Annotated in this window: 1 protein-coding gene; it reads right to left on the reverse strand. The window is 62.4% G+C overall.

All coding sequences use genetic code 11. The annotated features are described in order from the left end of the window. On the reverse strand, positions 1-202 hold a 202-nt coding region (locus ACX4ZE_RS23640), incomplete at its 3' end, for an alcohol dehydrogenase catalytic domain-containing protein (RefSeq protein WP_480275677.1).

The raw sequence follows: 202 nt of genomic DNA on the forward strand, positions 1-202 counted from the left end.
ACACAAACGAGACGAAACTGCTGACCCGCTCTGGCTCGACATCCGGGGCGATACGGTACACCATGTCCGCGCTGAGCGTGTTATACCGGTGGATCATGCCCTTACAGAGCACGAAGACCTTGTCCCCCGGCTCGAAATCGGTGACACCGGGACCGACGCGAGCGATCACACCCGCGCCCTCCGTCCCCGGCTCCAGACCAAT

It is taken from the genome of Nocardia sp. TBRC8007 (assembly GCF_056629435.1).